At 73.5% G+C, this 8,599-nt stretch carries 7 protein-coding genes; 2 read left to right on the top strand and 5 right to left on the bottom strand.

Annotation, left to right across the window (positions count from 1 at the left end; genetic code table 11):
- The first annotated feature begins 102 nt into the window (after window positions 1–102).
- Complete coding sequence (locus ACFVST_RS16520) at window positions 103–525, top strand: hypothetical protein (protein WP_390151628.1); 423 nt, start codon at window positions 103–105, stop codon at window positions 523–525.
- A 123-nt stretch (window positions 526–648) separates the two neighbouring features.
- On the opposite strand, the gene ACFVST_RS16525 is transcribed toward ACFVST_RS16520, so the two are convergent.
- From ACFVST_RS16525 to deoC, 3 genes are read right to left on the bottom strand one after another with little or no spacing between them, the layout of a single operon-like run.
- A complete protein-coding gene (locus ACFVST_RS16525; RefSeq protein WP_390151631.1) occupies window positions 649–1,605 on the bottom strand; it encodes an aldehyde dehydrogenase family protein in 957 nt (318 codons plus the stop codon).
- A complete protein-coding gene (locus ACFVST_RS16530) occupies window positions 1,598–3,253 on the bottom strand; it encodes an aldehyde dehydrogenase family protein (protein WP_390151633.1) in 1,656 nt (551 codons plus the stop codon). The genes ACFVST_RS16525 and ACFVST_RS16530 overlap by 8 nt, the downstream gene beginning before the upstream one ends.
- 6 nt (window positions 3,254–3,259) lie before the next feature.
- Window positions 3,260–4,225: a deoxyribose-phosphate aldolase gene (gene deoC, locus ACFVST_RS16535; protein WP_390151651.1), complete on the bottom strand. Its 966-nt coding sequence runs from the start codon at window positions 4,223–4,225 to the stop codon at window positions 3,260–3,262.
- Between the two features lie 142 nt (window positions 4,226–4,367).
- Here deoC and ACFVST_RS16540 point away from each other — a divergent pair, with 142 nt between their 5' ends.
- Entirely contained in the window at window positions 4,368–5,216 is an 849-nt protein-coding gene (locus ACFVST_RS16540; protein ID WP_390151636.1) for a PH domain-containing protein, read from the top strand.
- Between the two features lie 30 nt (window positions 5,217–5,246).
- On the opposite strand, the gene ACFVST_RS16545 is transcribed toward ACFVST_RS16540, so the two are convergent.
- Together ACFVST_RS16545 and ACFVST_RS16550 are read right to left on the bottom strand one after the other, a co-directional pair.
- A complete protein-coding gene (locus tag ACFVST_RS16545; protein ID WP_390151639.1) occupies window positions 5,247–6,482 on the bottom strand; it encodes a hypothetical protein in 1,236 nt (411 codons plus the stop codon).
- A gap of 208 nt (window positions 6,483–6,690) precedes the next feature.
- A complete protein-coding gene (locus tag ACFVST_RS16550) occupies window positions 6,691–8,397 on the bottom strand; it encodes a phospho-sugar mutase (RefSeq protein ID WP_390151641.1) in 1,707 nt (568 codons plus the stop codon).
- Window positions 8,398–8,599: the final 202 nt, after the last annotated feature.

An 8,599-nucleotide genomic window follows, 5' to 3' on the forward strand; every position in this document is an offset into this window, starting at 1 on the left:
GAGACCGCGGGTCGACTTTGGCCGACCCGGTCACGCTCCACTACGCTCTCAACTACCCTTAGTAAGCGTCCGATTACCCAACCGGCTGGACAGGTGGCACCCATGGCCCGTAGCGCACGACACGCAGCCCCCCACACCCCCGCCGCCCGAAGTGCCGTACTGCGGGCGGGACTTGCTCTGACGGCCGCCGGGGTGGCGCTCGGGGCCGGGGCGGGGGCCGCCGCCGCGGACGAGCCGGCCGCCAACGGCTCCGGCGGGCAGCCGACTTCGGCCGGCCAGGTCGATGTGCCCGCCGCGGGGCGGGTGCTGACGGATTCCGTGGGGCACGCCGTGGGGCCCGTCACCGAGCTGACCCTCGACCCGCTCGCCGGTACCGGGGTCGACCCGCTGGACAACGGACTCGGCACCCAGATCGCCGACTTCAAGCCCGTCTCCACCAAGGCGGTGACCGGGCTGGTGACCGGCGGCGGCTCGGTCAGCACCCTGCCCGTGGTGGGCCAGGCGGCCGGCCTCCTCACCCGCTGAGCCGCGCGCCACCCGCTGCGGCCGCCAAGCCCCCGCGTGTGCTTGGCAGTTGACGATGGCGATACCGAACCGCCCGCGACCGGGCCGGCACACCGTGCCGGCTCGGTCGCGTCGTGTCCGGTCTCAGTACGCCGAGCCGGAGGCGCCCAGCGAACCGGTGGGGTGCCAGACCGTCTTCGTCTCCAGGAAGGCCGTCAGGCGGTGGATGCCCGGGTCGGCCGTCCAGTCCCGCGCGGTGTCCGCGGGCCGCGGGCGCAGGACCCGCTTCAGGTTGTCCGCCGCCGCGACCTCCAGCTCCTGGGCGAGGCCCGCGTCGGCGCCCGTCAGATCGATCGCGTTGACGTCCTGGTGGGCGGCGAGCGGGGCGGCGATCTCCGCGGTGCGCCCGGACAGCATGTTGACCACACCGCCCGGCAGATCGGAGGTGGCCAGCACCTCCGAGAGGGACAGCGCCGGCAGCGGGCACCGCTCGGCGGCCACCACCACCGCCGTGTTGCCGGTGGCGATCACCGGTGCCAGTACCGAGACCAGGCCCAGCAGCGCCGAGTCCTGCGGGGCGAGTACCGCGACCACACCCGTCGGCTCCGGCGAGGAGAGGTTGAAGAACGGGCCCGCGACCGGGTTGCCGCCGCCCGCCACCTGGGCGATCTTGTCGGTCCAGCCCGCGTACCAGACCCAGCGGTCGATCGCCGCGTCCACCTGCGCCGCGGCCCGCGCCCGGGAGACGCCCTCGGCCTCGGCGACCTCGGCGGCGAACTGCTCGTGCCGCCCCTGGAGCATCTCCGCGATCCGGTACAGGATCTGCCCGCGGTTGTACGCCGTCGCCCCGGACCAGCCGCCGAAGGCCTTGCGGGCGGCGACCACCGCGTCCCGGGCGTCCTTGCGGGAGGCGCGCGGCGCGTTCGCCAGCCACTCGCCGCCGCCCTCGCCCGCCGCTCCGGACGCCGTGCTTCCCGTCGTCACCTGGTACACCCGGCCGCTCTCGCTGCGGGGGAACTTGCCCCCGATGTACAGCTTGTAGGTCTTGAAGACGCCCAGCCGCTGCCGGTCCCGCGTCTCCGTACGGTCACGCTCAGACATCGAGGTAGGCCTCCAGACCGTGGCGGCCGCCCTCGCGGCCGAAGCCCGACTCCTTGTAGCCGCCGAAGGGCGAGGTCGGGTCGAACTTGTTGAACGTGTTGGACCAGACGACGCCCGCGCGGAGCTTGTTCGCCACCGCCAGGATGCGGGAGCCCTTCTCCGTCCAGATGCCCGCCGACAGGCCGTACTGCGTGTTGTTGGCCTTCGCCACCGCCTCCTCCGGAGTGCGGAACGTCAGCACCGAGAGCACCGGGCCGAAGATCTCGTCCCGCGCCACGGTGTGCGCCTGGCTGACGCCGGTGAAGAGGGTGGGCGCGAACCAGTAGCCGGCGGACGGGAGTTCACAGGGGGCGGTCCAGCGCTCGGCGCCCTCCGCCTCGCCCGTCTCTGCCAGCGCGGTGATCCGGGCCAGTTGCTCGGCCGAGTTGATCGCCCCGAGGTCGGTGTTCTTGTCGAGCGGATCACCGATGCGGAGCGTGGACAGGCGCCGCTTCAGGGAGTCCAGCACCTCCTCGGCGACGGACTCCTGCACCAGCAGCCGGGAGCCCGCACAGCACACCTGGCCCTGGTTGAAGAAGATGCCGGTGACGATGCCCTCGACCGCCTGGTCCACGGGCGCGTCGTCGAAGACGATGTTGGCGCCCTTGCCGCCCAGCTCCAGGGTGAGCTTCTTGCGGGTACCGGCGACGGTCCGCGCGATGGCCTTGCCGACGGCGGTGGAACCGGTGAACGCCACCTTGTCCACGTCCGGGTGGCCGACCAGCGCGGCGCCCGTGTCGCCGTAACCCGGCAGGATGTTGACGACGCCCCTGGGCAGCCCCGCCTGACGGCAGATGTCCGCGAAGAAGAGCGCGGACAGCGGAGTGGTCTCGGCCGGCTTCAGCACGACGGTGTTGCCGGTGGCGAGCGCCGGGGCGATCTTCCAGGCCAGCATCAGCAGGGGGAAGTTCCACGGGATGACCTGGCCCGCCACCCCCAGCGGCTTCGGGGCCGCTCCGAACCCGGCGTGCTCCAGCTTGTCCGCCCAGCCCGCGTAGTAGAAGAAGTGCGCGGCCACCAGCGGCAGATCGGCGTCCCGGGTCTCCCGGATCGGCTTGCCGTTGTCCAGGGTCTCCAGGACGGCCAGCTCCCGCGAGCGCTCCTGGATGATCCGGGCGATCCGGAAGAGGTACTTGGCGCGCTCCGAACCCGGCAGCGCCGACCAGCCCTCGAACGCCCGGCGGGCCGCCTGCACCGCCCGCTCCACATCCGCCGCACCGGCCCGCGCGACCTCGGAGAGCACCTCCTCGGTGGACGGCGAGACGGTCTTGAACACCCGCCCGTCCGCGGCCTCGGCGAACTCGCCGTCGATGAACAGCCCGTAGGACGACGCGAGGTCCACATGCGAACGGGACTCGGGCGCGGGCGCGTAGTCGAAGGGGGAGGCGGCGGCGGAGCGCGGTACGGGGGCGGAGGCGGGGGCCGGCGGCTGCTTGTGCGCGGCGGCCGGCTTCGGCTTCGGCTGCGGCTTCGCGGCGGTCTGCTTCGCCTTGGGGGCCTGCTTCGCCTTGGGGGCCTGCTTCGCCTTGGCGGGCTGCGCGGCCTTCGCGGTCTTCTTCGGCTTGGAGCCGGTGCGCTGCTGCGCGGCCTGCGACTTGTCGTTGGTCATGGGATCTCAGTCCACCGTCACATAGTCGGGGCCGGAGTAGCGCCCGGTGGTCAGCTTCTGGCGCTGCATCAGCAGGTCGTTCAGGAGGGAGGAGGCGCCGAAACGGAACCAGTGGTTGTCCAGCCAGTCCCCGCCCGCCGTCTCGTTCACCAGCACCAGGAACTTCACGGCGTCCTTGGCGGTGCGGATGCCGCCGGCCGGCTTCACCCCGACCTGGACCCCGGTCTGGGCGCGGAAGTCGCGTACCGCCTCCAGCATCAGCAGGGTGTTCGCGGGGGTGGCGTTCACCCCGACCTTGCCGGTGGACGTCTTGATGAAGTCGGCGCCCGCGATCATGCCGAGCCAGGACGCACGGCGGATGTTGTCGTACGTGGACAGCTCGCCCGTCTCGAAGATGACCTTCAACCGGGCTGTGCCGCAGGCCGACTTCACGGCGCGGATCTCCTCGTACACCTTGAGGTAGTCCCCGGCCAGGAAGGCACCGCGGTCGATGACCATGTCGATCTCGTCCGCCCCGGCGGCCACCGCCTCCCGGACGTCGGCCAGCTTCACCTCCAGGGCGGCCCGGCCCGCGGGGAAGGCGGTCGCCACCGAGGCGACGCGGATGCCGGTACCGGCGACGGCCTCCTTGGCGACGGCCACCATGTCCGGGTAGACGCAGAGGGCGGCGACGCGCGGCGCGGAGCGGTCCGTCGGATCCGGGTGGGCGCCCTTGGCGGCCAGCGACCTGACCTTGCCCGGGGTGTCCGCGCCCTCCAGGGTGGTCAGGTCGATCATGGAGATCGCCAGGTCGAGGGCGTAGGCCTTGGCCGTGGTCTTGATCGAACGGGTGCCGAGCGAGGCGGCTCTGGCCTCCAGGCCGACGGCGTCGACGCCCGGCAGGCCGTGCAGGAATCGGCGCAGGGTGCTGCCGGACGACGCCACCTCGGCGAAGGCGTCCGGCGCGGGCTGCGCTTGAGCGGTGGTGGGCATGGTCACGAGGGGAGCATATCTACGCGCGTAGCGGCTGGACAAGGGGCGGATCGGGACAGAGGAGGGCGGCGGAACGGAGTGCGCGGGGGCGGTGCGGCGGCCGGGATTCCGGAGGCGGTGCGCGGTCGGGCACAATCGCAGCATGACGACGCCCGACCCGAAGCCGGGGTCCACCGGCCCGCAGCAGGAGACCCCTGCACAGCCGGAGAGCGACTCCCCCGCATCGCAGCAGAGCACCCCCGCACCGCAGCAACCCCCTGCGTCCGCGGGCCGGTCCGAGGCGGCGGAACCGAAGGCGGAACCCAAGGCGGAGGCGGGCGACGCCGAACCGGCCTTCGCCGACCGGGTGTTCAGGTCGTCCACCGCGATCGGCGGCGGGGTGGCGCTGCTCGCACTCGTCGGCTGGCTCGGCATCGACGCGGTGGTCCGCGGCGAGGGCCGCACCCCGTGGGTCGCGCTCGCCGTGCTGCTCTGCCTCCTCCCGCTGATCGCCGCCTTCACCCTGCGCCCCGCGGTGTACGTCAACGACAACCGGCTCCGCGTCCGCAACCCGTTCCGCACCATCACCCTGCCCTGGTCCGCCGTCTCCGGACTCCGCTCCGGCTACACCAACGAGGTCTTCGACCAGGCCGGCACCAAGTACCAGATGTGGGCGCTGCCCGTCTCGCTGCGGGCCCGTAAGAAGGCCGGACGCGAGCGGGTGCGGGCCGAGCAGGGTGCGGCGCGGCCCGGCGGCGGTACGCGGGACGGGCGGGGGCGGGTGGCCGGGGGCGGGCAGTTGGGTCGCGGCGCCCGTACCGCGCAGCGCCCCGGGGTCGATCCGACCCGGGCGCCCACCGACAAGACCATGGACGACCTGCGCGAACTCCAGGAGGCGCGGGCCGCGAGCCCCGGCGCGCAGGGGGAGCCCGTGGTGCGCTGGGCCTGGGAGTTCCACGGGCCGGTACTCGCCGGGCTCGTCCTGCTGATCGTGCTGCTCGCGACGGGTTGAGCGGAACGCCGGGGGCTCAGGGGGTGCTTCTCAGGGCGAGCCCCGCCAGACGATCAGCAGATACGCGCCCCAGTACGCGGAGCAGGCCACCGCGCCGCCCACCGTCACCACCGCGTACCGGCGGCTGGCGCGGGCCAGTACCAGGGCGATGGGGAGCAGCAGGGGGAAGCCCGGCATCAGGAAGCGGGCGCGCGGGGTGAAGACGCCGCCGCTGCCCAGGGTGATCAGCAGCAGCAGCCCGGTGAAGAGCAGCAGCGGCAGCGGCTGCCGGTCGGCCACCGACAGCAGGAACAGCAGGGTGCTCACGATCAGCGTCGACGCCACCACCACCAGCCAGAGTTGGGGTCTCGGCTGCACGGTGAAGAGTTCGCTGAGCCAGTGCCAGGTCACGGCGCCGCCGTCCCACTGGTTGTGCCACCGCTCCTGCACCGCGAAGTAGCCGTCCCAGCGGCCCAGCCGCACCCCCACCCAGGCGAGATAGCCGAGCCAGCCCAGCGGGGCGAGGAGGGTGCCGGCCAGGACCCGGCCGGAGAAGTGGCGCCGCAGCGTCAGCAGGCCCGTCACCGCGACCGCGCCCGCCACCGCCGCCCCCGTCGGCCGGGTCAGCCCGCACAGCGCCGCCAGCGAACCGGCCCACACCCAGCGGCCCGTCAGCACCGCGTACAGCGACCAGGCGGCCAGTGCCGTGAACAGTGATTCGGTGTACCCCATCCACTGCACGGTGGCCGTCGGCAGCGCCGCCCACAGCACCGCCAGCAGGATGCCCACCCGCCGCCCGTACAGCTTGTCGCCGACCGCGAACACGCCCCAGGCCGCGGCCAGTGAGGACACCACCGCGATACCGAACGCGGCGCCGGTCACCGAGGCCGGGGTGAGGGTGTGCAGGGCCCGGGACGCCATCGGGAACAGCGGGAAGAAGGCGAGGTCGCTGTGGCGGGTCAGGGTGTGCGCGTAGCCCTCGGTGGCGATCCGCGCGTACCAGACGCTGTCCCATTCCTCGGACAGCATCGGCCACATGTCCATCCGGAGCGAGCTGGTCCAGTGCCGCAGCACCAGCAGCCCCACCAGCCGCACCCCGACATACGCGGCCAGCGCGGGGGCGGCCCGCCGCAGCGACTTCAGCAGGGCGTCGCGCAGGGTACGGCGGCGGGGCGGGGCGGCCCGGGTGGCACCGGTACGGGGTGCGGCGGCGCCGGTGCCGCCGGCGGGTGCGGTGCCGCCGGTGCGCGTGCCGGAGGGGGATGCGGACGGGGGGCGGTAGGTCACGGGGGAGGCTCCAGGGGCGCGGGTATCTGCCCGTGGAGCCTGCCTCCGGGGAGTGGGGCGGTGTGTGTGTGCCGTGGCCCGGGCGGCGGAAATCACCCGAGGGGACGAGTCGCCTCTGACGGGGGCGGGTTCGTTCTGGGTCGGTTTGTTCTTGTTCAGGTGGTTCAGGTGGTTCAGGTGGTTCAGGTGGTTCGGGTGGTTCGCCGGGTCAGAGGCCCGCGGCTTGGGTGAAGGCGGACTTGAGGGTGGTGAGGTGGGTCCTGGCCTGGGCGCGGATGGCGGGGAGGTCCTGGGGGGTGGGGACGGGGAGGACCAGTTCCAGGTAGCACTTGAGCTTGGGCTCGGTGCCGCTGGGGCGGACGATCACTCGGGCGGTGAACTCGCCGTCCAGCGTGTACCGCAGGCCGTCGGTGGGCGGCAGGCGGTCCGTGCCCCGGGAGAGGTCCTCGGCGCGGGTCACCCGCAGGCCCGCCAGTTCGGTCGGCGGGTGTGCGCGGAGGCGGCGCATGGCGTTCTCGATCACGGCCAAGTCGGCGACGCGGAAGGAGAGTTGGTCGGTGGCGTGCAGGCCGTGCGCCACCGCGAGGTCGTCCAGCAGGTCGAGGAGGGTGCGGCCCTTCCCCTTGAGGACGGAGGCCAGTTCGGCGACGAGCAGGGCCGCGGTGATGCCGTCCTTGTCGCGTACCCCGTCGGGGTCGACGCAGTAGCCGAGAGCCTCCTCGTAGCCGTAGCGGAGGCCCTCGACCCGGGCGATCCACTTGAAGCCGGTGAGGGTCTCCTCGTGGCGTACGCCGGCGGCCGCGGCGATACGGGCGAGGAGGGAGGAGGAGACGATGGATTCGGCGAAGACGGGGGGGTGGGGGGCGGTTCCGGCTTCGGTTCCGGGGACCGGTTCGGTGGGGCGGTCGGTGAGGTGGGCTGCCAGGAGGGCGCCGACCTCGTCTCCGCGGAGCATCCGCCAGCCGCCGTCCGCTTCGGGGGTCGGCACGGCCACCGCGCAGCGGTCCGCGTCCGGGTCGTTGGCGATGATCAGGTCGGCGGGCGTGCCCTCGGCCGCGGTACGGCGTGCGGTGGCGAAGGACAGGTCCATCGCACCCGGCTCCTCCGGGTTCGGGAACGCCACCGTGGGGAACTCCGGGTCGGGCTCGGCCTGTTCGGCCACCTGTACGGGGGTCGGGAAGCCGGCGCGGGCGAACGCCGCGAGCAGGGTGTCGCGGCCGACGCCGTGCATCGCGGAGTAGACGACGCGGGCGGTGCGGGGCGAGCCGGGCGCCAGTACGGCGTCCGTACGGGCCAGATAGGCGTCCAGTACGTCCTCGCCGAGCACCGTCCAGCCCTCGGTCGGGCGCAGCACCCCGGGGAGCGGGCCGACCTCGGCGATCCGGGCGGCGATGGCCGCGTCGGCGGGCGGGACGATCTGGGAGCCGTCGCCCAGATACACCTTGTAGCCGTTGTCCCGGGGCGGGTTGTGGCTCGCGGTGACCTCCACCCCGGCCACCGCGCCGAGGTGCCGGATGGCGAACGCGAGCACGGGGGTGGGCAGGGGGCGGGGGAGGACCGCGGCGCGCAGGCCCGCACCGGTCATCACGGCGGCGGTGTCGCGGGCGAAGTCGGCGGACTTGTGGCGGGCGTCGTAGCCGATCACCACCAGGCCGCCGGCGGTGGCGGGGTCCGAGTTCAGGTGGGCGGCGAGGCCGGCGGCGGCGCGGATCACCACGGAGCGGTTCATCCGGAGGGGGCCGGCGCCGAGTTCGCCTCTGAGGCCGGCGGTGCCGAACTGGAGGGTGCCGGCGAAGCGGGACCTCAACTCGTCCCAGTCCTCGGCCTTCATCAGGGCGGCGAGTTCCGCGCGGGTGTCCGGGTCGGGGTCCTCGGCCAGCCAGGTGCGGGCCTGGAGGGGGAGGTCTTGGGGCACGGGGTCTCCCTGCGGGGTCGCTGCGCTGTGCTTGGGCGGGTCGGGGGGGCTTGCTTCGCTTTGCGGGTGCGGGTGCGGGTGCGGGTGCGGGTGCGGGTGCGGGCTCGCTCTCGCTTTGCTTTGGCTGCCGGTTTCGGGGGGCGGGGGTGTGGGGGGGGGGGGGGGGGGGCTGGCGGGGGAGGGAAGGAGGGGAGGCGGGGGA

The sequence above is a fragment of the Streptomyces sp. NPDC058045 genome (assembly GCF_042885635.1).
In the GTDB taxonomy this organism is placed as follows: domain Bacteria; phylum Actinomycetota; class Actinomycetes; order Streptomycetales; family Streptomycetaceae; genus Streptomyces.

What these genes read in the sequence shown, in the direction of transcription:
- ACFVST_RS16520 (WP_390151628.1), top strand. Translation starts at nt 103, where the DNA reads ATGGCCCGTAGCGCACGACACGCAGCCCCCCACACCCCCGCCGCCCGA.
- ACFVST_RS16525 (WP_390151631.1), bottom strand. Translation starts at nt 1,605, where the DNA reads ATGTCTGAGCGTGACCGTACGGAGACGCGGGACCGGCAGCGGCTGGGC.
- ACFVST_RS16530 (WP_390151633.1), bottom strand. Translation starts at nt 3,253, where the DNA reads ATGACCAACGACAAGTCGCAGGCCGCGCAGCAGCGCACCGGCTCCAAG.
- deoC (WP_390151651.1), bottom strand. Translation starts at nt 4,225, where the DNA reads ATGCCCACCACCGCTCAAGCGCAGCCCGCGCCGGACGCCTTCGCCGAG.
- ACFVST_RS16540 (WP_390151636.1), top strand. Translation starts at nt 4,368, where the DNA reads ATGACGACGCCCGACCCGAAGCCGGGGTCCACCGGCCCGCAGCAGGAG.